Annotated in this window: 19 protein-coding genes; 9 read left to right on the top strand and 10 right to left on the bottom strand. The window is 67.6% G+C overall.

The features are described 5' to 3' along the window. Positions 1 to 115: 115 nt before the first annotated feature. Complete coding sequence (locus ACCD06_RS14480) at positions 116 to 1,510, top strand: PQQ-dependent sugar dehydrogenase (protein ID WP_413341430.1); 1,395 nt, start codon at positions 116 to 118, stop codon at positions 1,508 to 1,510. A 35-nt stretch (positions 1,511 to 1,545) separates the two neighbouring features. Here ACCD06_RS14480 and ACCD06_RS14485 read toward each other — a convergent pair whose 3' ends face one another. From ACCD06_RS14485 to ACCD06_RS14500, 4 genes are all read right to left on the bottom strand, one after another. Beyond that, complete coding sequence (locus ACCD06_RS14485) at positions 1,546 to 2,322, bottom strand: RNA methyltransferase (protein WP_413341432.1); 777 nt, start codon at positions 2,320 to 2,322, stop codon at positions 1,546 to 1,548. A gap of 175 nt (positions 2,323 to 2,497) precedes the next feature. Next, the gene (gene lpxD / locus ACCD06_RS14490; RefSeq protein WP_413341434.1) at positions 2,498 to 3,619 is read right to left on the bottom strand and encodes a UDP-3-O-(3-hydroxymyristoyl)glucosamine N-acyltransferase; all 1,122 of its coding nucleotides are present in this window, start codon (positions 3,617 to 3,619) and stop codon (positions 2,498 to 2,500) included. Between the two features lie 70 nt (positions 3,620 to 3,689). Further along, the gene (locus tag ACCD06_RS14495; RefSeq protein WP_109154454.1) at positions 3,690 to 4,154 is read right to left on the bottom strand and encodes a cupin domain-containing protein; all 465 of its coding nucleotides are present in this window, start codon (positions 4,152 to 4,154) and stop codon (positions 3,690 to 3,692) included. Between the two features lie 123 nt (positions 4,155 to 4,277). Further along, positions 4,278 to 4,961 carry an OmpA family protein gene (locus ACCD06_RS14500; protein ID WP_413341436.1) on the bottom strand — a complete coding sequence of 228 codons (684 nt, stop codon included), beginning with the start codon at positions 4,959 to 4,961 and terminating at the stop codon, positions 4,278 to 4,280. A 53-nt stretch (positions 4,962 to 5,014) separates the two neighbouring features. Here ACCD06_RS14500 and ACCD06_RS14505 point away from each other — a divergent pair, with 53 nt between their 5' ends. The 3 genes from ACCD06_RS14505 to ACCD06_RS14515 all read left to right on the top strand — a co-directional run bounded on the left by ACCD06_RS14505 (position 5,015) and on the right by ACCD06_RS14515 (position 7,228). Further along, the gene (locus tag ACCD06_RS14505; RefSeq protein WP_109156991.1) at positions 5,015 to 6,052 is read left to right on the top strand and encodes a DctP family TRAP transporter solute-binding subunit; all 1,038 of its coding nucleotides are present in this window, start codon (positions 5,015 to 5,017) and stop codon (positions 6,050 to 6,052) included. Between the two features lie 145 nt (positions 6,053 to 6,197). After that, a complete protein-coding gene (locus ACCD06_RS14510; protein ID WP_413341438.1) occupies positions 6,198 to 6,737 on the top strand; it encodes a hypothetical protein in 540 nt (179 codons plus the stop codon). Continuing rightward, positions 6,734 to 7,228: a hypothetical protein gene (locus ACCD06_RS14515; protein WP_413341440.1), complete on the top strand. Its 495-nt coding sequence runs from the start codon at positions 6,734 to 6,736 to the stop codon at positions 7,226 to 7,228. Before ACCD06_RS14510 ends, ACCD06_RS14515 begins: the two co-directional genes overlap by 4 nt. 214 nt (positions 7,229 to 7,442) lie before the next feature. On the opposite strand, the gene acs is transcribed toward ACCD06_RS14515, so the two are convergent. Beyond that, entirely contained in the window at positions 7,443 to 9,383 is a 1,941-nt protein-coding gene (gene acs, locus ACCD06_RS14520) for an acetate--CoA ligase (RefSeq protein ID WP_109156988.1), read from the bottom strand. A 390-nt stretch (positions 9,384 to 9,773) separates the two neighbouring features. Here acs and ACCD06_RS14525 point away from each other — a divergent pair, with 390 nt between their 5' ends. Next, on the top strand, positions 9,774 to 9,998 hold the full coding sequence (locus ACCD06_RS14525; protein ID WP_169055017.1) for a hypothetical protein: 225 nt from the start codon (positions 9,774 to 9,776) through the stop codon (positions 9,996 to 9,998). Between the two features lie 54 nt (positions 9,999 to 10,052). On the opposite strand, the gene ACCD06_RS14530 is transcribed toward ACCD06_RS14525, so the two are convergent. The 4 genes from ACCD06_RS14530 to ACCD06_RS14545 all read right to left on the bottom strand — a co-directional run bounded on the left by ACCD06_RS14530 (position 10,053) and on the right by ACCD06_RS14545 (position 12,109). Next, positions 10,053 to 10,472 carry an EVE domain-containing protein gene (locus ACCD06_RS14530; protein WP_085090178.1) on the bottom strand — a complete coding sequence of 140 codons (420 nt, stop codon included), beginning with the start codon at positions 10,470 to 10,472 and terminating at the stop codon, positions 10,053 to 10,055. A 17-nt stretch (positions 10,473 to 10,489) separates the two neighbouring features. Beyond that, a complete protein-coding gene (locus ACCD06_RS14535) occupies positions 10,490 to 10,774 on the bottom strand; it encodes a YciI family protein (RefSeq protein ID WP_109156986.1) in 285 nt (94 codons plus the stop codon). 80 nt (positions 10,775 to 10,854) lie between these two features. Next, positions 10,855 to 11,484, bottom strand: a complete 630-nt coding sequence (locus ACCD06_RS14540) for a 3'-5' exonuclease (protein WP_109156985.1) — start codon at positions 11,482 to 11,484, stop codon at positions 10,855 to 10,857. Between the two features lie 22 nt (positions 11,485 to 11,506). Beyond that, on the bottom strand, positions 11,507 to 12,109 hold the full coding sequence (locus ACCD06_RS14545; protein WP_109154464.1) for an NUDIX domain-containing protein: 603 nt from the start codon (positions 12,107 to 12,109) through the stop codon (positions 11,507 to 11,509). A 260-nt stretch (positions 12,110 to 12,369) separates the two neighbouring features. Here ACCD06_RS14545 and ACCD06_RS14550 point away from each other — a divergent pair, with 260 nt between their 5' ends. The 4 genes from ACCD06_RS14550 (at position 12,370) to ACCD06_RS14565 (ending at position 17,377) form a co-directional block, all read left to right on the top strand. Further along, complete coding sequence (locus ACCD06_RS14550) at positions 12,370 to 13,410, top strand: class I SAM-dependent methyltransferase (RefSeq protein WP_413341444.1); 1,041 nt, start codon at positions 12,370 to 12,372, stop codon at positions 13,408 to 13,410. 347 nt (positions 13,411 to 13,757) lie between these two features. After that, positions 13,758 to 16,445: an aconitate hydratase AcnA gene (acnA, locus tag ACCD06_RS14555; protein ID WP_413341446.1), complete on the top strand. Its 2,688-nt coding sequence runs from the start codon at positions 13,758 to 13,760 to the stop codon at positions 16,443 to 16,445. A 240-nt stretch (positions 16,446 to 16,685) separates the two neighbouring features. Next, positions 16,686 to 16,898, top strand: a complete 213-nt coding sequence (locus tag ACCD06_RS14560; protein WP_109156982.1) for a hypothetical protein — start codon at positions 16,686 to 16,688, stop codon at positions 16,896 to 16,898. Next, positions 16,895 to 17,377, top strand: coding sequence for a hypothetical protein (locus ACCD06_RS14565; RefSeq protein ID WP_109156981.1), 483 nt, complete (start codon positions 16,895 to 16,897; stop codon positions 17,375 to 17,377). The genes ACCD06_RS14560 and ACCD06_RS14565 overlap by 4 nt, the downstream gene beginning before the upstream one ends. A gap of 18 nt (positions 17,378 to 17,395) precedes the next feature. On the opposite strand, the gene ACCD06_RS14570 is transcribed toward ACCD06_RS14565, so the two are convergent. Further along, the gene (locus ACCD06_RS14570; protein ID WP_413341448.1) at positions 17,396 to 20,548 is read right to left on the bottom strand and encodes a PAS domain-containing protein; all 3,153 of its coding nucleotides are present in this window, start codon (positions 20,546 to 20,548) and stop codon (positions 17,396 to 17,398) included. Positions 20,549 to 20,843 lie beyond the last annotated feature (295 nt).

The raw sequence follows: 20,843 nt of genomic DNA on the forward strand, positions 1-20,843 counted from the left end.
TGCCTTTGCGTGCGGTCTGCGGCATCGTCCCCATAGTTACGTCCGACATTTGTCTCATCCCCCGTCCGATCCTTCGTTATCCGATCCTCCGTTTCGCCGTGAAAGCGCCCGTCCGATGGCCGACCGTCCTGCCCCGTCGCTCAAGCCTCTTCTGGTCGGCCTGCTCGCGCTGGCCGCCGGTTCCGCCCTCGCCCAGTCCATGCTGCCGGCCACCGCCCTGGCCCAGGCGGCGATGACCGGCCCGGTGCGCTCCGACCCGATGCAGACGGTCGGCGCCGAGGTGCATGTGCGGATCGAAACGCTGCCGAAGCCCTACGCAACCCCCGCCGTCGCCAACCAGGCGGTGCAGGTGCCGCGTCCCGAGGACCAGCCGCTGCGCGCCCCGCGCGGTTTCACCGTCACCCTGTTCCGCGACCATGTGGAGAATGCCCGCAACCTGCTGGTCCTGCCCAACGGCGACGTGCTGGTGGCGCAGCAGCGGCCGGGCAGCCTGACGCTGCTGCGCGATGCCGACGGCGACGGCCGGGCGGAGATGGCCCAGGTCTGGGCCGATGGCTTCGACCATCCCTTCGGCCTCGCCTTTCATGACGGTGCGGTGCTGGTCGGCGATCTTGCGGGGGTGTGGCGCCTGCCCTGGACCGCCGGGACCGTCCAGGCGGGGGAACGGCGGCGGCTGACGGCCGAGGGCGCCTTCGGCCGGCGCAGCGGCCACAACACGCGCTCCATCGCGGTGGCCCCCGACGGACGGCATTTCTATGTCGGCATCGGATCGGAATCGAACATCGGGGTGGAGGCGGAACCGCGCGCCACCATCCAGGAATTCCGCATGGACGGCAGCGGCCAGCGCACCTACGCCGCGGGCCTGCGCAACCCGGTCGGCCTCGCCTTCAAGCCCGGCACCGGCGACCTCTATGCCGTGGTGAACGAGCGCGACGGGCTGGGCGACCAGCTGGTGCCCGATTTCCTGACGATGGTGAAGCCGGGCGGCTTCTATGGCTGGCCCTATTCCTACATCGGCGACAACCCGCAGCCGGACCTCGCCGAACGGCGGCCCGATCTGGTGAAGGCGGCGCTGGTGCCGGGTCTGCTGTTCCAGGCGCATTCGGCGCCGATCGGGCTGGTCTTCGGCGATGCCACCCATTTCCCGGAGCGCTACCGCATGGGCGCCTTCGTCTCGCTGCACGGGTCCTGGAACCGGTCCCGCCCCACCGGCTATGCCGTCGCCTTCGTGCCCTTCGACACCGCGCCCTTCGACAAGAGCAAGCCGACCGGCACCTATGAGACCTTCGTCACCGGCTTCCGCGTGACCAGCCCCGCCGGCACCGCCACCGGAAGCGCCGCCGAGGGCGACGAGACACCGAAGGTCTGGGGCCGGCCGAGCGGTTTGGCGGTGACCGCCGACGGCGCCCTGCTGATCGCCGAGGACGCCTCCGGCACGGTCTGGCGCGTCGCCTACGCCGCGGCGGACAAGGAAACGGAGAAGGAGCCGGCGGCGGGCCCCAAGCGCTAACTGTTGGGCGCTGACCGCTCAGCAGCCCCCGTCCCTCAGCTCTCGTCTTTCCGCCGGCTGCCCTGGACCAGGGCGGCGACGACGCCGTGGAAGGTGCGCACTTCCTGCTCGGTCATCTCCATCCGCTCGAAGGCGTTGCGGAGCGTGCGGACCATCGAGGGGCGCTTCTCCTCGCTGGTGAAGAAGCCGGTGCGGTCCAGCGCCGCCTCCAGCCGTTCGAAGAAGTTCACCCGCTCCGCCATCGTCGCCGGGCGGGTCTGGCCGGTGTGCAGGAAGCGGTCGGGCGTGCGGTCGCCGGCCTGGAACCACTCGTAGCCGATCAGCAGCACCGCCTGCGCCAGATTGAGCGAGGAGAAGGCCGGGTTCAGCGGAACGGTCACCAGCGTCTGGGCGAAGGTCAGGTCGTCGTTGACCAGCCCGGTGCGCTCCGGCCCGAACATCACGCCGACCTTCTGCCCGGCGGCATAGCGTTCCCGCATCTCGCCCGCCGCGACGCGCGGGGTGACGAAACGCTGGATCATGTCGCGGGTGCGCACCGTGGTGGCGAAGACCGATTCCAGATCGGCGACCGCCTCGGCCGTCGTCTCGAAGATCTTCGCGTTGTCGATGACGAGATCGGCGCCAGAGGCCGCGGCACTGGCCTTCGGGTTCGGCCAGCCATCGCGCGGCTTGACGAGGCGGAGGTCGGTTAGCCCGCAATTCAGCATCGCGCGCGCGCAGGCGCCGATGTTCTCGCCGAGCTGCGGCTGCACCAGGATGACGGCCGGGCCGCCAAGGATGGACTCACGGGTGGGGTTCTGGCCGGAGGTCATGGGAACGATTGTGGTTCGAGTGGCAATCACTTGCCCCCACCCCGACCCTCCCCCGCTCTCGGCGGACCGAAGGTCCGTCCGATGCGGAGGAGGGGGACAGGAGCTTTGTCGGGGTTCGGCGGCAGTCCCCTCCCCCGCCCAGCGGGGGAGGGTTAGGGTGGGGGTCTAACTCCCCCTATTCCTGCTGCTCCGCCTCGACCTTCACCGGGCCGCCGTCGATGGCGGTCAGGCGCTTCTTCAGGTCGGAGACGTCGGCATACAGGCGCTTCAGGCGGGCGAGGCCCTTGTATTGTTCGAAGGCGCGGGCGCGCGGCACGGCCGGATAGCCCATCCACACCGACTTCGGCGGAATGTCCATGCCGACGCCGGAATTGGCGGCCACCACCGCGTCGCTGCCGATCTTCACATGGTCGGCGACGCCGACCTTGCCGGCCAGCACCACGCGGTCGCCGATCACCGTGCTGCCGGCGATGCCGACATGGCCGCACAGCATGCAGTTGGTGCCGACCTGGACGTTGTGGCCGATCTGGACGAGGTTGTCGATCTTGGTGCCGTTGCCGATGCGGGTGGCCGTCACCGTGCCGCGGTCGATGGTGGCGCCGGCGCCGATTTCGACATCGTCGCCGAGGATCACCGTGCCGATGGAGTTCACCCGGCGGATCAGCACGTTGGTGCCGACGACGCGGCCGGTGGTCTTGGCCGATTCGACGCTGCCCGGCTCCGGCGTGACGAAGCTGAAGCCGTCATTGCCGACCGCGGCATTGGGATGGATGATGCAGCGGGCGCCCATCTCCACCCGTTCGCCGATGCGGGCGCCGGGATGCAGCAGGCAGCCCTCGCCGATCACCGCGTCGGCGCCGACGGTGACGTGCGGCAGGATGATGACCCCGGCACCGATGCGGGCGCGCGGACCGACATAGGCGAAGGGGGCGATCGAGGCATCGGGCGCCACCACGGCGTCGGGCGCCACATAGGCCTGCGGCGACACGCCCGGTTCGGCATGGACCGGCTTTTCGAAGATGTCGAGCATCCCGGCCATGGCATAGCGCGGACGCTTCACCACGATGCGGCCCTTGATCGTGTCCGGAACCTCGACCCCTTCGGCGACCACGGCGGCGACCGCCTTGCTGCCGGGCAGCAGGGCCATCAGGTCCTTGTCCATCGCCAGCGCCAGATCCTCCGGCCCCTCCGCTTCCGACGGGTGGACGGCGCGGCGGATGGTGAGGGAGCCGTCGCCTTCGACCACGGCGCCCAGCGCTGCGGCGATCTCGGTGAGGGTACGGGGAGCCTGGGTCATGGAACGCACCGGTGTCAGGGTCTTGCACGGGGGCGGACCCTAACACGGGCGTCCGGCGGATGGCGAGGTGTCAGAACGCGGCCCCGGCCTGCGCATCGGTGGTCCGACCGCCCTTGGCGCCGGGCCGCAGCCAGCCTTTCACCCGCTCCTTCACCCGACGCATCAGCGGCTGGCGCGCCTGCACCGCATAGTATTTGCGCACCGTCTCCAGGATTTCCCAGGTGCCGGTGAAGCCCATCGGCAGCACCAGCGCGTCGCCGGCCTTGTATTCCCGCGGGACCCCGCCCTCCGGCGTGATGATGACCCGGCCCGACAGCAGGACGCAGAACTCGTGGTACGGCCAGTCCTTCATGGCGACGAGGCCCGGCGTGCACTGCCACACCCCCGACCGGAAGCGGCTATAGTCGCCTTCGAAGATGTTGCGGTGAATCTCCAGCGGCTGGCCGGACAGGATGGCGCCGAAGACCGCCGGCTTGCCGACCTCGTCGTCGGCGATGCGGCGGCTGTCGATGGGGATGGGGGTGTGGTCGGGCATCGGCTCTCCCGGTTGGAGGGTGGAGGGTCGGTGCGCACAGGGCCACGGCCCGTCGGCGCCCCTGCGCAACACCTCACACCGCCAAAGGTTCCTTCAGGTGCGAAAAAACGGGGGTAAGAAAAATCAGCCGCCCAGATTGACGATCTCCACCCGCCGGTTGGCCGCCGCTTTCGGCTGATCGGGCAGCAGCAGTTCCCGCGCGCCCATGCCCGATGCCTCCAGCCGGTCGCGGCGGATGTGGTGCTTGGACACCAGATATTCGACCACCGCCGCCGCCCGCTTCTTGGACAGGGCAAGGTTCGCCGCGTCGCTGCCGACGGCGTCGGTGTGGCCGACGATGCGGAAGCGGGTGTTGCCGGCCGCCGCCATCACCGTTGCCACCTTGTCGAGGATCGCCCGTGATTCCGGCCGGATGACGGCGGAGTTGAAATCGAACTCCACCCGGAAGGCGGCGCGCAGTTCCGGCGCCGGCATCGCCGCCGGCCCGGGCAGAGGCGGCACCGTCACCGGCGCCGGCCGCCCGGTCGGAGGTGAAGCCGGGGGAGTGGCCGGCGGCGGGGCGGCGGGACGCTGCATCGCCACCGGCGGGCAATTGGGGCCGGTGGTGCCGAGCAGCGCCGCCTGAATCTCGCACTCGCTGGGATTCGGCCCCATCGGCATCGCCGGGTTCGGCAACCCCTGGGCGACCGCCCCGACCGGCAGGACCAGCCAGACGCAAGCTCCGAACAGCAGGCCGAGCCGCATGGCCGCATTGTTCGGACCGCGGACGGTCGTGTCAAATTGCTCGTGGAACAGTCCTGCGTGCATCTGTACGATCCCGGTCCGTATCTTTCGTATAGGGCGCTTGGGAGGAAACAAGCATGAAATCGCTGAAGGCTCTGCTCGCCGGCATCGCGCTGGCCGCGCTGACGGTTCCGGCCTTGGTTGCCGGTGCGGCGAACGCTGCCGACTACAAGGCGGAGTACAAGCTTTCCACCGTTCTGGGCAAGCCCTTCCCCTGGGGTGTCGGCGGCGACCGCTGGGCCGAACTGGTCAAGGAGAAGACCGGCGGCCGCATCAACATCAAGATGTATCCCGGCACTTCGCTGGTGAACGGCGACCAGACCAAGGAATTCACCGCGCTCCGCCAGGGCACCATCGACATGGCGGTCGGCTCCACCATCAACTGGTCGCCGCAGGTGAAGGAGCTGAACCTCTTCTCCCTGCCCTTCCTGATGCCGGACCACAAGGCGCTGGACGCCCTGACCCAGGGCGAGGTGGGCAAGACGCTGTTCGACCTGCTCGCCACCAAGGACGTGGTGCCGCTGGCCTGGGGCGAGAACGGCTTCCGCGAGATCTCCAACTCCAAGCACCCGATCCGCAAGCCGGCCGACCTGAAGGGGATGAAGATCCGCGTCGTCGGCTCTCCGCTCTATCTCGACACCTTCACCGCGCTGGGCGCCAACCCGACTCAGATGAGCTGGGCCGACGCGCAGCCGGCGCTGTCCACCGGCGCCGTCGATGGGCAGGAGAACCCGCTGGCCATCTTCGTCGCCGCCAAGCTCGCCACGCTGGGGCAGAAGAACCTGACCCTGTGGGGCTATGTCGCCGACCCGCTGATCTTCGTCGTCAACAAGGACGTCTGGGCCAGCTGGTCGAAGGAAGACCAGGAGGCGGTGCGCGCCGCCGCCGTGCAGGCCGCGGCGGAAGAGGTGGCACTCTCCCGCAAGGGCATCACCGCCGAGGACGACAGCCTGCTGAAGGAGATCACCGCCCAGGGCGTCGAGGTGGTGCGCCTGACGCCGGAGGAGCAGAAGGCCTTCCAGACCGCCACCCAGCCGGTCTTCGACAAATGGACCAAGCAGATCGGCCCCGATCTGGTGAAGGCAGCTCAATCCGCCATCGCCGCGCGGAAGTGATCCTCACCTTCGCTGGTGTACGGAATGACGGCGCCCTTCGGGGCGCCGTTTTTCGTGGCCGCGAAGCACTTGCTTGTGATGCGTGTCCGCACGGATTGCGCTACAACTCACTCAACTTGCCGGAAGGTTTGCGGAGCGGGCGCCTATGACGTCGGAGATGCTGCTGGCGCTGTTCTGCATCGGCGCCACTCTGTTGTTCCTGGGCATCCGCCATGCCTTGATCCTGCGGGCCGACCGGCAGATCCGCCGCTGCGGCGCCACCCTGGCCGCCGAACGCGATTCCCTGGAAGGCCAGGCCAACGAGCTTGAAGCCATGCAGGCAGAGATCGGGGCGATGAAGGCGAAGCTGGTCGAGCTGTCGACCGAAAAACTGATCCTCAACCGCCGCGGCGGCAAGCGCGCCGCCACCGAGCGCCGCTTCATCCACGAGATCGGCCGGCCGGAAGCGGGACGCAACCGCTTCGTCTTCCGCCTGGCGATGGCGCCCGGCTTCACCGCACGCCCCGATGCCAAGGCGGTGGTCCATCCCGCCATCTGGCGCTTCGAGAACGAGGCGCAGGTCTGGGCCGGCGATTTCGCCGCCGCCCAGATGCTGACCCGCAACATCTTCCATGACGGGGTGGGCGTGACCGTTTCCAGCGAGGGTGTGGACGAAGAGGCTGCGGCCGGAGCTGTCGCGCCATGACCATCGTCTGGCTGCTGGGGGCGGTCACCAGTCTTGGCGTCGGCATGCTGGGGGAACGGATCCTCGGCATCCGCGCCCGCCGCCAATCGGAGAAACTTGCCGCCCTGAAGGAACGGCTGGACGTCTACGCCAATTACGCCAAGCTCGCCGCCGTCCGCCGGGTGGAGGCGGAGGAAACGCTGGCCGGCCTGCGCCGCGAGGTGGCGGAGGTCGAGGGCGAGATCCTGTCCCTGCAGTCCGCCGTGACCGACGATGCCGCCCTGGCGCCGATGGAGTTCCACTGCGTCGACCGCGTCGCCCGCTCCGGCGGTCCGCTGTGGTATGTCGCGGTGGAAGCGCTCGACGCCACCGCCCCTTGGACGGGCGTGCGAACCTATGCCGTCGCCGCCGAGAGCGCGGAGGACGCACGGAAACGGATCGCCGAACGCCATCCCTCCCCCACCTCCTTCGCCATCTCCCCCGCCGCCCCGCTGTTGCTGCCGGAGGGCTGAGGGGGTTCGCGGTTTGGGGAGTCGTCGGCTGGCGATTGCCCCCTCCCCAACCCTCCCCCGCTAACGCGGGAGAGGGAGTTAAGTGCGAGAGCGGCGGAGTTCCCTCTCCCACCGAAGGTGGGGGAGGGTTAGTGACGGGGCAAAAAGCCAACAACTCCAATAGAAAAAGGGGCGCCCCACCAGAGCGCCCCCCTTCCCATCAACCTACCGCCGATCAACCGTTGTTCATGCGGTTGTCGATCAGGTCGGTCACGACACCCGGATCGGCGAGCGTCGAGGTGTCACCCAGGCTGTCATGCTCGTTCGCGGCGATCTTGCGCAGGATGCGGCGCATGATCTTGCCGGAGCGGGTCTTCGGCAGGCCAGGGGCCCACTGGATCAGGTCGGGCGAGGCGATCGGGCCGATCTCCTTGCGGACCCAGGCGACCAGTTCCTTGCGCAGCTCTTCCGTCGGGGTCTCGCCGGCGTTCAGGGTGACGTAGGCGTAGATGCCCTGGCCCTTCAGGTCGTGCGGATAGCCGACGACCGCGGCCTCGGCGACCTTCGGGTGGGCGACCAGGGCGCTTTCGACCTCGGCGGTGCCCATGCGGTGGCCGGAGACGTTGATGACGTCGTCGACGCGGCCAGTGATCCAGTAATAGCCGTCGGCGTCGCGGCGGCAGCCGTCACCGGTGAAGTACTTGCCCGGGAAGGTCGAGAAGTAGGTCTGGACGAAGCGCTCGTGGTCGCCGTAGACCGTGCGCATCATGCCCGGCCAGGCATCGGCGATGCAGAGGTTGCCCTCGGTCTCGCCTTCCAGGATCTGGCCTTCGTTGTCGACGACGACCGGCTGGACGCCGAAGAACGGCTTGGTCGCCGAACCCGGCTTCTGGCCGATGGCGCCGACCAGCGGGGTGATCAGGATGCCGCCGGTCTCCGTCTGCCACCAGGTGTCGACGATCGGGCAGCGGGCATCGCCGACCACATTGTAATACCACAGCCACGCTTCCGGATTGATCGGCTCGCCGACCGAACCCAGGACGCGGAGCGAGGCGCGCGAGGTCTTCTTCACCGGGCCTTCGCCTTCGCGCATCAGCGAGCGGATGGCGGTCGGCGCGGTGTAGAAGATGTTGACCTTGTGCTTGTCGATGACCTGCCAGAAGCGCGAGACGTCCGGATAGGTCGGCACGCCTTCGAACATCAGCGTGGTCGCGCCGTTGGCGAGCGGGCCATAGACGATGTAGCTGTGGCCGGTGACCCAACCCACGTCGGCCGTGCACCAGTAAACCTCGCCGTCCTTATAGTCGAAGACATACTGGTGGGTCATCGACGCATAGACGAGATAGCCGCCGGTGGTGTGGAGCACGCCCTTCGGCTTGCCGGTCGACCCGGAGGTGTAGAGGATGAACAGCGGATCCTCGGCGCTCATCTCCTCCGGCGGGCAGTCGGCGGAGACGCTGTCCATCTCCTCGTGGTACCAGAGGTCGCGGCCCTCGGTCCAGGCGACGTCGCCGCCGGTGTGCTTGACGACCAGCACATGCTTGACCATCGGCGCGCCGGCCACCGCCTTGTCGGCGTTGGCCTTCAGCGGCACCTTGCGGCCGCCGCGCAGGCCCTCGTCGGAGGTGATGACGAAGTGGCTATCGCAGTCGACGATGCGGTCCTTCAGGCTGTCGGGCGAGAAGCCGCCGAAGACGATGGAGTGGATGGCGCCGATGCGGGTGCAGGCCAGCATCGCATAGGCGGCCTCCGGGATCATCGGCAGGTAGATGGTGACGCGGTCGCCCTTCTTGACGCCGTTCTTCTTCAGAACGTTGGCGAGGCGCGAGACCTTCTCGTGCAGCTCCTTATAGGTGATGGCCTTGGAAACGCCGGGGTCATCGCCTTCGAACAGGATCGCGGTCTGGTCGCCGCGGGTCGCCAGATGACGGTCGATGCAGTTGGCGGAAACGTTCAGCGTGCCGTCGTGGAACCAGCGGATGTGGACGTCGTCGTTGAAGTTGACATCCTTCACCTTGCTGTAGGGCTTGATCCAGTCGAGCCGCTTGCCCTGCTCGCCCCAGAATGCCTCGGGGTCCTTGACCGACTGCTCGTACATGCGGGCATAGGCTTCCGCATTCACGTGGGCGGTCGCCGCGATCTCGGGCTTCACCGGAAAGAAGCTGTTGTCGGTCATGAGTGCGATTCCCCCGTGGTGCTTCCGAATTGGCCGGAAGATGTTGCAGGGCGGCGGGCCGCCGCCCGGAATTGAGCGGCATTATCCACACAAGTTGCGGGACGAACAAGCAAATCGGCCCCCGCAGGCCCCCCGACCAAAGGAGGATTGTGTCGCTGATTTTGCAGCGCGAGACTGTTTCTTCCTCAAGCATACCAAGGCACGCAGGTTTCGGCGCCGTTCGGGTCCGAAACATGGGCGACCGCGTGCCGCGACCATCCGCCGCGCCGCGGTGCAGCATGCGCCGTGTCGGCCCTGTAACGAACAGTCCCTTGCTTAACCCGACCTTAACCGACTGACAGCTATAGAGTTGCTGCATCACGGTAACGATCATCGGCGGCAAGGATCGCAATGGCCAGCACCACCAACGCGGACGATCTTCCCGAAGCGGGCGACACCGCCGGCCGCCTGACCGGTCTGGCCGACCGCACCAGCCTGACGGCCATCGACGCCACGCTGCGCGCCCTGGGCGCGCCCCTCACCGCCACCTCAGCCGCCGGCATGGCCGACATCGCCCGGCGCATGCTGCAGGCGACCAACGACTTCCGCGCGGCGATGCAGGACGCGGCGGAGTAGGTCTTTTTAAGTACGTGACGGGTGGGGGCAAGTATTACCTCACCCCATCCCCCCTCAAGCCGGCACTCCGACCCCCGCCAGATCGCACACGCGGGCCCATTCCTCCTCGCTGACCGGGCAGACCGACAGGCGGGACTGGCGGACCAGGGCCATCGACTGCAGCAACGGGTCGGCCTTGATCTGCTTCAACGTGACGGGCGTCTTCACCGGCATCACCGGGGCGACGTCGACCATGCCGAAGCGGCCGGACTCGTCGCTGGGGTCCGGGTAATAGGTGCGGACGATCTCGACGATGCCGACGATCTCCAGCCCTTCGTTGGAGTGATAGAAGAAGGCGCGGTCGCCCACCTCCATCGCCTTCAGATTGTTGGACGCCTGGTAATTGCGCACCCCGTCCCAATGGGTCCGGCCATCGGCGACCATGCGGTCCCAGGAATATTTGAACGGCTCGGATTTCACCAGCCAGTAGGCCATCGCCGGCGCTCTCCCGCTCAGGCCTTGGGGTAGACGCGGCGCCAGGGCCGGATCGTCACGCTGTCGAACAGGCCGGCCTTGGCATAGGGGTCGCTGGCGGCGAAGGCTTGCGCGGCGGCGGCATCGGCGCACTCGACGATCAGCAGGCTGCCGACCATGCCGCTCTGGTCGTCCGACAGCAGCGGGCCGGCGACGAAGATGCGGTCGGCGTTGGCCTCCAGATAGGCCAGATGCTCGGCACGGTTGGCGGCGCGGATATCGGCGGCACCCGCCTTGTCGACGCAATGGAACATGAACAGCATGCGGCTCGCTCCTTCATACGGTGGAGCGGGAGCCTAGCGCAGGGAACGGCAGCGGGAAAGCGCCGGCTGATGCCGACCGTTCACACCACCACGCGCGGACGCCGGGGCGGCGCCTTGCCGCCTTTGCAGGGGGAATAGCCGCCGGGGGCGATGCGGCCCGGATTGATCCCCGTGCGGGAAATCTCACCGAAGCCGCGCAGCCCCATCTCCGCCGCGGCAGCCAGCGCGATGCGACCGCAGGCCTCGGCGTCGCTGCCGGCATGGTGGTGGTCCAGCGCGATCCCCAGGAAGTCGGCCAGATGGTTCAGCCGGTGCGCCGTCAGCGTCGGCCAGGCACGCCGCGCCATCACGACGGTGCAGAGATAGTCGCAGGCCGGCCAGTCCAGACCATAGTCGGTCAGGGTGTGGCGCAGCACGCTGATGTCGAAGGCGGCATTGTGGGCCAGGATCAGCCGGCCCTGCACCCGTTCGCGCAAGGTCGCCCACACCTCCGGGAATTCCGGGGCGTCAGCGACGTCCTCCTCCCGGATGCCGTGGATGGCGCTGTTGAAGGAGTTGAAGCGCATCTCGCGCGGGCGGATCAGATGCTCCTCCGTCCTGGTCACACGGCCGTCCTCGATCCAGGCGACGCCGATGGAGCAGGCGCTGGTGCGGGTCTCGTTGGCGGTTTCGAAATCGATGGCGACGGCGTGGCCGGAAATGACGGTCATTGAGATCCGATAAGCAAGCAGGTCACAGGCGCAGAATGCTTGCGAGATCCTCGGGCAGCCCGTCTTCCGCCGCCAGGACCCGCAGTTTCAGCAGGCTGGCGACCGCCATGGCGTCGGTGATGGCGCCGTCCAGCACCATGTCGATCACCTCGGCGAAAGGCAGGCGGCGCACCGCCAGAACCTCGGTCTCGTCGGGAGCGGACTCGCCCTGCTCCAGGCCCCAGGCGACGAAAGTATAAGCCACCTCGTCGGTGATGCAGTTGGACAGGTGCAGCTTCATCAACGGCATCCAGCGCCGCGCCGTCAGGCCGGTCTCCTCGCGCAGTTCGCGCGCCGCGGATTCCTGCGGCTCCAACCCCTTGCGCCCGCCGCCCTCGGGGATTTCCCAGCTGTATTGCTTCAACGGGAAGCGGTACTGGCCGACCAGCGTCACCGTCCCGTCGTCGTGGATCGGCACGACGCCGGTGGCGATGCTGCGGGGATGGACGACGCCGTAGATTCCCGGGGCGCCCTTCGGGGTCAGAACCTTGTGTTCGACCACCTCCATCCAGGCGTTTTCGTATTTCGTCGTGCTGGTCAGCACGGTCCAGGGATTGCCGGTGGACTCACCGGATTCGATCGGCACGCGAAGCCCCCTCCGTCGGTTGCGGCCGGAGTATAGTGAGACAGCCCCTCTGCCGCAATGCCCGCACACAGCAGGCCTACAGACAAAAACCGGTAAAATTTTCCAACAATTGAGGAAAACGAAGTCGAAATCGTTAAATAATGGTTTCTTGACAGACAAATGCGTCGCACCTACTTCTAAATCACAGCGTCGAATGCCTATGTCACACCCCACAAGGGTTGGATTGATGTTCCGCCCAACGACCTGGAAAGGGCAGATGCGTGGTTCCGCAGATCAGTCCGCAGGATTTGGAGCGGTGGCGTAACCCCGACTGGCGCATCCGTTTGGCCGCCTGGTGGGAGGGTTATGACCTATCCCGGCTGCCCCGCGTTTCGCACCGGGCTGACCTGTGTAACTTGGCGGAGCGGCGCCATCCCGGACCAGTGGAGGCGGTCGGCAGCGCCACCCTGCCTGCGGCATCGTCCGGCCCGGCGGCGGCCGACGGCAATCCGGAGCTGGACCGGCTGGCGCTGATGCAGCTCGACCGTCACGGCGAACCCGTCTGGTCGCCAGCGCGCAGCGAGGGGGCGCAGCTTCTGTGGGGCCAGGACATGACCGGGCCGGAAGAGGCGGCGTGGATGGTCGACTCCGTCCGCTCCTTCGGGCTCAACCCTGCCAAGAGCGTGCTGGACCTGTCGGCCGGCCTCGGCGGCACCGCCCGCGCGCTGGTTGAGAGTTGCGACACCTGGGTTACCGGGCTGGAGCCGTCGCCGCTGCTGGCGAAGCTGGCGATGGACCGGTCGAAGGCTCTGGGCCTGTCGAAGAAGGCGCCGGTCGCCCAGTACGACCCGGAGCATTTCAACCAGGCCGGCAGCTTCGACCTCGTGATGGCCGACCGCATCGTCCACCGGCTGCGCGACAAGGAGCTGTTCCTGGACCGCGTCGGCGACTGCGTGAAGCCCAAGGGCGGCATCGCCCTGTTCGATTACGTGATCGACGGCACTCCCGGTTCCTGGGACGCCTGGAACAGCTGGCGGGAGGAGGAGCCGATGGAGGTCTATCCCTGGACCGCCACCCGCATGGCCGACGAGCTGACCCAGCGCAACCTCGACCTCCGCATTTCGGAGGACCTGACCCAGCTGCACCGCCGCCACATCATCGACCGGGTGCGGACGCTGGCCGACACGCTGGCGAACGCCGTACCCCCGCCGGCACCGGTGCTGGCGGCGCTGAAGCGGGAGCTTGCGCTGTGGTGGGCTCGGCTGCGCGTGCTGGGCAGCGGCCTGCGCTTCGTCCGCTATGTGGCGATGAAGCCGGCGTGATGCGCTCAATGTTCATATGAGTAAAGAACGAGTCCGCAGAGACGTCATAGGATGATGGATGGGGACAGCCCCGTCGCCGCCCGTCAGGGAGCTGACGGCATGGCATCCGTCAACCACGCCCATGCTGGCGCTTTCTTGGAGTCATGCGTTTGATCTGCCGGGGCTTCACCCTACATCTTGCCTGCATGATGTAGGGGCGCCCGCGCGGCTGCCCCAGTCTTTCGGACGATCTTTAGGGTCATTTGACCGATCGTCCTTTGGACCGTCATCACCTGGACCGTAACCGAAGCGCTCTCCCAAGCGCCGACCAAGGCGCACGCCCGACCCAAACGCCAAGGAGGCTTCCCGTGACCACCTTCACCGGTCAGGATTCGCTCAAGACCCGTCGCTCCCTCACCGCCGGCGGCAAGAGCTACGACTATTTCAGCCTGAAGGCCGCCGAACAGGCGGGTCTCGGCGATCTGTCGCGGCTGCCGTTCTCCATGAAGGTGCTGCTGGAAAACCTGCTGCGGTTCGAGGACGGGCGCACCGTCTCCGTCGACGACGTGAAGGCGGTCGCCCAGTGGCTGGTCGACAAGCGGTCCGATCGTGAAATCGCCTATCGCCCGGCGCGCGTGCTGATGCAGGACTTCACCGGCGTGCCGGCGGTCTGCGATCTGGCGGCGATGCGCGAGGCGATGGCGTCGCTGGGCGGCGACCCGACGAGGATCAACCCGCTGGTGCCGGTCGACCTCGTCATCGACCATTCGGTGATGGTCGACTATTTCGGCGGCAACGACGCCTTCCAGAAGAACGTCGACCTGGAGTTCGAGCGCAACCTGGAACGCTACGCCTTCCTGCGCTGGGGCCAGAAGGCCTTCGACAATTTCCGCGTCGTGCCGCCGGGCACCGGCATCTGCCATCAGGTCAACACCGAATACCTGGCGCAGGTGGTGTGGGCCGACAACGACCCGTCGGGCAAGCCGGTCGCCTATCCCGACACGCTGGTCGGTACCGACAGCCACACCACCATGGTCAACGGCCTGTCCGTGCTGGGCTGGGGCGTCGGCGGCATCGAGGCGGAGGCCGCGATGCTGGGCCAGCCGATCTCCATGCTGATTCCGGAGGTCGTCGGCTTCAAGCTGACCGGCCGGATGAAGGAGGGGATGACCGCCACCGACCTCGTGCTGACCGTCACCCAGATGCTGCGCAAGAAGGGCGTGGTCGGCAAGTTCGTGGAGTTCTTCGGTCCGGGGCTGGACAGCATGACGCTGCCCGACCGCGCCACCATCGGCAACATGGCGCCGGAATATGGCGCCACCTGCGGCATCTTCCCGATCGACGCCGAGACCATCCGCTACCTGACCTTCACCGGCCGCGATCCCGACCGCGTGGCGCTGGTCGAGGCTTATGCCAAGGCCCAGGGCATGTGGCGTGAGCCGGGCAGCCCCGACCCGGTCTTCACCGAGGTGCTGGAACTGGACATGGCCACGGTGGAGCCGTCGCTGGCCGGGCCGAAGCGCCCGCAGGACCGCGTCGCCCTGTCGGGCATCGCCCAGGGCTTCGCCAAGGACATGACCGAGGCCTACAAGGCCGACGATCCCAAGAAGGCGGTTCCGGTGAAGGGCACCGACTACAGCCTGGAACAGGGCGCCGTCGTCATCGCCGCCATCACGTCGTGCACCAACACCTCCAACCCGGCGGTGCTGGTCGCAGCCGGCCTGCTGGCCAAGAAGGCGGTGGAAAAGGGGCTGAAGCAGAAGCCTTGGGTGAAGACCTCGCTGGCGCCGGGATCGCAGGTGGTCACCGACTATCTCGCCAAGGCCGGGCTGCAGCCCTATCTGGACCGCATCGGCTTCAACATCGTCGGTTATGGCTGCACCACCTGCATCGGCAATTCCGGCCCGCTGCCGGAGCCGATCGCCGCGGCGGTGGAGGAAGGCAACCTCGTGGTCGGCGCCGTGTTGTCGGGCAACCGCAACTTCGAGGGCCGCGTCAACCCGCACACCCGCGCCAACTATCTGGCCTCGCCGCCGCTGTGCGTCGCCTATGCGCTGGCCGGCAACCTGAACATCGACCTGACCAAGGACCCCATCGGTGAGGGCACCGACGGCCCGGTCTATCTGAAGGACATCTGGCCGAGCAACCGCGAGGTGCAGGACGCCATCGACGCCTCGCTGACCGCCGAGATGTTCCGCAGCCGCTATTCCGACGTCTTCAAGGGCCCGGAACAGTGGCAGGCCATCGCCACGGCGGAGGGCCAGACCTACCAGTGGCAGGAAGGCTCCACCTATGTGAAGCTGCCGCCCTTCTTCAGCGGCCTGACCAAGACGCCGGACCCGGTGTCGGACGTGCGCGGCGCGCGGGCGCTGGCGGTGCTGGGCGATTCGATCACCACCGACCACATCTCCCCCGCCGGCTCGATCAAGAAGACCAGCCCGGCCGGCGAGTATCTGCTGAGCTATCAGGTCCGTCCGCAGGACTTCAACAGCTACGGCGCCCGCCGCGGCAACCATGAAGTCATGATGCGCGGCACCTTCGCCAACATCCGCATCCGCAACGAACTGATCCCCGGCGTCGAAGGCGGCGAGACCAAGCACTACCCGTCGGGCGAGCGGCTGCCGATCTACACCGCCGCCATGCGCTACGCCGACGAGGGCGTGCCGCTGGTGGTGGTCGCCGGCAAGGAATACGGCACGGGGTCGAGCCGCGACTGGGCGGCGAAGGGCACCCGCCTGTTGGGCATCCGCGCGGTGATCGCCGAGAGCTTCGAGCGCATCCACCGCTCCAACCTCGTCGGGATGGGCATTCTTCCCCTGCAGTTCAAGGACGGCGTCACCCGCGCCGACCTGAAGCTGGACGGGTCGGAGACCTTCGACATCGCCGGCATCGAACAGGACCTGCGCCCGCGCAAGGACGTCACCCTGACCCTGACCCGCGCCAGCGGCACTGTGGAGACCTACCCGCTGCTGCTGCGCATCGATACGCTGGACGAGGTGGAGTATTACAGGAATGGCGGCGTTCTGAACTTCGTGCTGCGGAATCTGGCGAAGTGATCGTGCATGCGCGGCATTTGCCATTTTATTCGTGAGCGAATGTCACGCGGGCCGGAGTCTTGGTTGGGCGGCGCCTGTTCTCTTCTTCCTTGACGGGTGCCGCCTTGCCAAACTAGAAAATGTGAAGAGCGATCGGGAATTCCCGGTCGCTTCGCATTTCGGCCGAACGGCCATCACCAACCCGGCCCTGGATGCGGTTCCGACCTGCATCTGGGCGGTCAAACATGGGTTGATCGCACTATGCCCAACCTGCAGGACGTCATGGACAACCCGCAACTGCTCGCGGAATCCATTGAACGGATGATGAAGTATCGCGAGACCCGCGGCGAGGTGTGCCTGAACCACGGCATCCGGACGAGCGAAGAGCTTGACGCGCTGGTCAGCAAGGCCCCCAAGGACGACGATGTGGACGTGAACGCCTATCGGCGGCTGCTGGGGATTCCCACCGAATGATCGATGGCGATCCAGCGTTACCGGAGTTCTCCTTTTCCAACGATGTCTGGTCCAGGATCTTCTCCGAGTATGTAAGCTTCCTATGGAAGGCCTGCGGCGTTTTCGGTCTTTCGCAAAAGCACATCGAATACAGCGACCGTGAACTGGCGCTCGCCGTGAAGGAAGCGGAAATCGATATCCGTGCGATGCTTGCCCGGCGCTCCAAGTCTCGCGGCGTCAGTCACGGCAAGATCGCCGGAGTCCTCGCTTTCCGGCTGAGCCGCTTCAAGATCGTCCACTTCAAGGAAGAGGCCTGGGACAACAGCCACTTCCACCTCATTCAGGAATTGGCTGCGACGCTGCTGGTCCGCAAGCTGTTCGTGCAGCGCCATGTCCCGGAAGCGAACATCCTCGAACTGAGCTATCAGCTGTCGCGCCGCCACGCCAATCAGGAGACCGCCGGGCTGTTCTTCGACGCCTTCGTGGCGGAGGCCGGCTGACCAACCTCCGCCCTACCCTCACGCCGCCCCGGCGCTCGCCATCATGCGGCGCAGGTCGTTGGGGAAGACCGGCTTGTGCAGGATGCGGAAACCGCGGCGCTCGGCCTCCTCCTGCCGTTCGGTGCTGGTGTCGCCGGTCAAGATGATGCCGGGGATCGTCTGGCCCAGCATGGTCTGAACGGCACTCACCGCCTCCGGACCGGTGCGCCCTTGCTGGAGCTGGTAGTCGGCCAGCACGATCTGCGGGCAGCGGCCGTCGGCGCGCAGCCGTTCCAGCGCCTGATCGCCCGACTTGGCGGTCAGCACGTCATAGCCCCAACCCTCCAGGATCGCCTTGAGGCCGAGCAGGATGATCGCCTCGTCGTCGATCACCAGCACCATGCCCTTGGCCCCAGTGGCCCCGTTGGCGGCCGGGGCGGCTATCGTCGCCGCTCCCGCCTTCGCGGCCCCGCCGCCGCTCCGCCCGCCGCCGAAGGCGTTGGCGATGGCGCTGATCGCCTGCCCGCGGTCGTTGGCAGCGGCGTTGGCCGCGGCATCGTTGGCGACGGAGTGGCGCGCCAGCGTCGCCGCGGCGACGGCGGTGCCACCGGCCGGACGCGGCATGCTCCGGGAATTGCTCTTGGGAGTGCCAAGGATCACCCGCGGCAGCTCGACCGCGAAGGCCGAGCCCCGGCCCTCCCACGAGCGCACCGTCACCGGATGGCCGAGCAGGCGCGACAGGCGCTTGACGATCGCCAGCCCAAGGCCGAGGCCGCGTTCGCTACGCTCGCCCAACTGGGTGAACTCCTCGAAAATGTCCTCCAGCCGGTCTGCGGGGATGCCGCTGCCGGTGTCCCACACCTCCACCCGCATGCCGGACGGGGTGCGGCGGCAGCCCAGCAGCACCTTGCCCTTGGTGGTGTAGCGCAGCGCGTTCTCGACCAGATTGCGCAGGATGCGTTCCAGATGGGCCGGATCGGTGCGGACCCAGGCGCGGGTCGGCACGGCGCGCAGTTCCAGCCCCTTCTGGGCGGCGCGCGGTCCGTATTCGGCGACCAGCCGGCCGAGCAGTTGGTTCAGCCGCACCTCGACCGGGGTGGCGACGATCTTGCCGGATTCCAGCCGCGACATGTCCAGCAGACCATCCAGCAGGGTCTTCAGCGTGTCCAGCCCCTGGCGGATGTTGTCGAGGATCGGCAGGGCCGGATTGCCCTGCAGCCGGTCGCTCAGCGCCGCGGTGAAGAGGTAGAGCGACTGCACCGGCTGGCGCAGGTCGTGGCTGGCGGCGGCGAGGAACTTCGACTTGCCCTCGTTGGCCTGATCCGCCTCCTCCCGCGCACGGCGCAGTTCGGCCTCGGCCTTCTTGCGGTCGGTGACCTCGACGGCGGCGCAGGTGACGCCCTCCACACGGCCGGAGGGGTCGCGCAGCGGATCGACGGTCAGGTCGAAGAAGCGGTCCTCGCCCTTGCAGCGGATGCGCACCTCTTCCCGAGCGCCAACACCGCTCTCCATGACGCGGCGCTTCAGCGCCATGATGCCGTCGGCATCCTCGCCATGGTCGGTCAGGTCGGTGTCGGTGCGGCCGATCAGCGCGTCGGGAGCGACGCCGAGCCACTCCGAATGCGCCCAGGTGTAGCGCAAATCCTGGTCCTGGTTGAACACCACCACGCCGGAATTGCGCAGGCCGGTGCGCACCCGCTCCTCGGCCACGCGCAGCGCCTCCTCGGTGCGCTTGCGCTCGGTGATGTCGATGCCCGTCGCGATCAGGTGGGTGACATGGCCGTCGGCGTCGACCATCGGGGTCAGGTTGACGTCCACCACCATCTCGCGCTGGGCCATCTCCCGCGATGCCGACTCCCGCCCCAGCGCCAGCCGCAGCCCGGCGTCGAAGCGGGAGGAGCGGCCGCCCGCCCCCAGCGCCAGCGCCTGCCGCAGCCGCTCGCGTCCGGCCTCGTCGAAGGACAGCCAGCAGATCTCGTCGAAGGGACGGCCGACGATGCGCGCGGCCGGCAGCCCGGCGGCATCGGCCGCGACGCGGTTGACCTGGGCCACCGCCCCGTCCGGCGTCAGCACGCCGACGAAAGCCGGCAGCGCGTCCAGCACGGCGCGGATGTGGCTCTCCGACTGGCGCAGCGCGGCTTCCCGCGCCTCCAGCCGGTCGGCCATCGTGTCGAAGGCGTGGCCGAGCTGGCCGATCTCCGACGAACGGTCGGACAGCTTGACGCGGGTGGTGGTCTTGCCCTCGCTCCAGTCGCGGGCGGCCGAGACCAGTGCGTCGACCGGACGGCGGATGAACAGGGTGCCGCCGATCCAGGCGGCGGCGGCGGCGACCAGGAAGCCGGACAGGGTCATCAGCAGTCCGTCGCGGGTGGCGCGGTCCACCACCCCCATGGCGGCACCGCGGTCGACGCCGACGCTGATGAACAGGTCGCGGATGCCGGCGGACGGCGGGGAGTAGGCGAGGATGCGCGACACGCCGTCCAGCCCGGGCAGCATGGCCACACCGGCCTCCCTGTCCGACAGCAGCGACAGATAGCCGTCCGGCAGCCGTTCGCCGGCGCGGCCCTGGGTGCCCGGCAGCTTCACCAGGATTGTGCCGGACCGGTCGGCGACGGTCAGGGTGGTGTTCTCCGGCATCGGGCGGGCGGCGAACATGGCGGCCAGCCGCGACACGTCGAGCGACAGGGCGACCACCCCGGCCCGCCGGCCTTCGGAATCGGCATAGGGAGCCGCGACCGGCAATTCCCCGCCGGTGTCGCCGGAATGGGTGATCGTCCATTCGCCGACGGAAAAGCGCCCCTGGGCCATCGCCCGGCGGAAATGCGGCTGGGCCGCCAGCGAGGCGCCGATGCGCGACGGATCGGCGCTGCACAGGATGCGGCCTTCGCCGTCGGTGACCGACAGGGTGCGGTAATCGGCGGAGCGGACGGCCAGCCGTTCCAGATAGGGCTGGCAGTTCTCGATCTCGCCCCGGCGCAGGAAGCGCGTCTCGGTGATTGCGGTGACCATCAGACGGGCGCTGTCGATGATGCGGAAATGCTCGCTTTCCACCTGACGCAGCAGCCGCTCGGCCTGAAGCGTGACATCGGCTTCGCGCTCCGCCCGCTGTTCGAGCACGCTGTAGATCTGGATCCCGATCGCCGGAAGCACCGCAAGCAGGACCAGGATGAAGAGGCGTGCCAGAAGGGTCATGGCGTAGACGAGGCTCCTCCGCGAAGCCGACCGGATGGAACACCAGATGCGCCACCGTGCCGCGTGTCTATCGCTAACGCACTTATGGTTAAGCGCCGGTTAATTTAGAGAACTGCAGCACAGCATAAACGGAAGGACATGAACGAAAGCCGGCAGATTTTCTCTAAAGTGCCGGTAATCGAGCGACATTAATATCTAAACTCCAAACATACCACCATCGGACGGCTATCGTCGAAAGGGGTATGCCCGCGTTTCTGCCCTGATTTCTCACCTGCGCGATGATCCGCAACTTCCC

The sequence above is a fragment of the Azospirillum sp. CT11-132 genome (assembly GCF_047302835.1).
GTDB lineage: Bacteria > Pseudomonadota > Alphaproteobacteria > Azospirillales > Azospirillaceae > Azospirillum.

Bases quoted from the DNA above. Each gene is read 5' to 3' on its own strand.
- ACCD06_RS14480 (WP_413341430.1), top strand. From the start codon at position 116: ATGGCCGACCGTCCTGCCCCGTCGCTCAAGCCTCTTCTGGTCGGCCTG.
- ACCD06_RS14535 (WP_109156986.1), bottom strand. From the start codon at position 10,774: ATGCTGTTCATGTTCCATTGCGTCGACAAGGCGGGTGCCGCCGATATC.
- ACCD06_RS14530 (WP_085090178.1), bottom strand. From the start codon at position 10,472: ATGGCCTACTGGCTGGTGAAATCCGAGCCGTTCAAATATTCCTGGGAC.
- lpxD (WP_413341434.1), bottom strand. From the start codon at position 3,619: ATGACCCAGGCTCCCCGTACCCTCACCGAGATCGCCGCAGCGCTGGGC.
- ACCD06_RS14540 (WP_109156985.1), bottom strand. From the start codon at position 11,484: ATGACCGTCATTTCCGGCCACGCCGTCGCCATCGATTTCGAAACCGCC.
- acs (WP_109156988.1), bottom strand. From the start codon at position 9,383: ATGACCGACAACAGCTTCTTTCCGGTGAAGCCCGAGATCGCGGCGACC.
- ACCD06_RS14495 (WP_109154454.1), bottom strand. From the start codon at position 4,154: ATGCCCGACCACACCCCCATCCCCATCGACAGCCGCCGCATCGCCGAC.
- ACCD06_RS14525 (WP_169055017.1), top strand. From the start codon at position 9,774: ATGGCCAGCACCACCAACGCGGACGATCTTCCCGAAGCGGGCGACACC.
- ACCD06_RS14500 (WP_413341436.1), bottom strand. From the start codon at position 4,961: ATGCACGCAGGACTGTTCCACGAGCAATTTGACACGACCGTCCGCGGT.
- ACCD06_RS14570 (WP_413341448.1), bottom strand. From the start codon at position 20,548: ATGACCCTTCTGGCACGCCTCTTCATCCTGGTCCTGCTTGCGGTGCTT.
- ACCD06_RS14505 (WP_109156991.1), top strand. From the start codon at position 5,015: ATGAAATCGCTGAAGGCTCTGCTCGCCGGCATCGCGCTGGCCGCGCTG.
- ACCD06_RS14485 (WP_413341432.1), bottom strand. From the start codon at position 2,322: ATGACCTCCGGCCAGAACCCCACCCGTGAGTCCATCCTTGGCGGCCCG.
- ACCD06_RS14560 (WP_109156982.1), top strand. From the start codon at position 16,686: ATGCCCAACCTGCAGGACGTCATGGACAACCCGCAACTGCTCGCGGAA.
- ACCD06_RS14515 (WP_413341440.1), top strand. From the start codon at position 6,734: ATGACCATCGTCTGGCTGCTGGGGGCGGTCACCAGTCTTGGCGTCGGC.
- ACCD06_RS14510 (WP_413341438.1), top strand. From the start codon at position 6,198: ATGACGTCGGAGATGCTGCTGGCGCTGTTCTGCATCGGCGCCACTCTG.
- ACCD06_RS14565 (WP_109156981.1), top strand. From the start codon at position 16,895: ATGATCGATGGCGATCCAGCGTTACCGGAGTTCTCCTTTTCCAACGAT.